The organism is Streptococcus danieliae, from assembly GCF_009767945.1.
Lineage (GTDB): Bacteria > Bacillota > Bacilli > Lactobacillales > Streptococcaceae > Streptococcus > Streptococcus danieliae.
Genome location: NZ_WSRS01000150.1, coordinates 1 through 1,298, shown reverse-complemented (window position 1 = coordinate 1,298; position 1,298 = coordinate 1). Strand labels below are relative to the sequence as shown.

The 1,298-nt window shown below is 38.3% G+C and carries 2 protein-coding genes; both read right to left on the bottom strand.

The features are described from left to right. On the bottom strand, positions 1 to 134 hold a 134-nt coding region (locus E5983_RS09090), incomplete at its 3' end, for an IS630 transposase-related protein (protein ID WP_160332216.1). A gap of 287 nt (positions 135 to 421) precedes the next feature. Further along, entirely contained in the window at positions 422 to 985 is a 564-nt protein-coding gene (locus E5983_RS09085) for an SIS domain-containing protein (RefSeq protein ID WP_160333497.1), read from the bottom strand. Positions 986 to 1,298: the final 313 nt, after the last annotated feature.

Here is a 1,298-nt window from a genome sequence, read left to right as displayed (position 1 = left end):
GTTTTCTCTTTTAATTTAATCCATTGATAAATGGTATTACGAGAAATTTGGAAAACAGTTGCTGCTTCAGAAATACTGCCAATATTCTCACAATATGAAAGAACTTTTTCACGAAAATCTACTGAATATGCCATAAAAATAGTATAGCACAAAATGTGCGGTTTTTGTTTCATTCTACTATAAATAAGCCAGTCTTCTTTGAAAGTGATGTTTAGGTCTTGAATTCCGAGTAATTTTTGAGTAACATAGTCCATATGAAGCAATTCCTATTCTGATGTTTTTTTTTCACTTATCAGTTTACTAGGAATTGCTTTTTTTTGCACTCTGAATTACAAAAAAAGTTGCATGGAGAGCAAGCTTTCCACACAACTTATTATAGAACCATATTTTCATGGTGTTTGGAACTTTTTCTGATATATTTTCAAACTTTCTTCTTATCCGGTTGCCCATTAATCAAGGATCGCTCATAAGATTCCTGTTTTTGCTCCTTGGAACCGTGGTCCATAAAATAGGCAAAAACAATGTCTAAGGCAAAGGACAAAGGCAACTGGGGAGAAATTCGATTTCCGTAATTTAAATGCCTCGTCGTGGCCACCCTCAAGGTACAATCAATATACTCTATCCCCTTATCCTGAGTCGTAATCAAGCAGGTTCGCGCGCCCTTCTCACTAGCCTTTCGTAGGGAATCCAAAACCGACTGGGTTTCACTAGAAACCGATAAACCAATCACCAAGCAGCTAGCATCAATCACCCCATCCACCCAGTGCAACATATCATCATTGGTCACAGCCTCAGAAACCAAGCCCAACCTTAAAAAGCGAATACTGTATTCCTGGGCTACCAAACCAGAAAAACCCTTGCCATAAAAATAGACACGCTTTGCTTGCTCTAGCTGCTCCGTCAGCCAATGGATATGAGCTTCTACCAACAACTCTTGATTGGCATCCAAGATCTGCTCATAATCCGCCAAAACATTTAAGGGCACCTCTAAAAACTCATACTTATTGTCGCCTTATTTCAAATAAGTAGGTATTCCTATTTGGTAGTGCGGACGTGAGCAGTCTCCTTCGGAGTCTCATCACTAAATTTTGAGCCAAGGTCTCAAAATCTCCGCCATCTAGCAGTTGTTTTTAACTGCTGATGGTTCCACTACAGTAGAAATACCTGCTTTTCTTTATTTTCACTCCCTAAATTTTATGAGATAATAGAACTACTAAGATGAACGAGGTACTATCATGCTATTATTTTCCGACGATGAACGACTTCTAGAAAAACTGTCACAATTGGGAAATCAACTA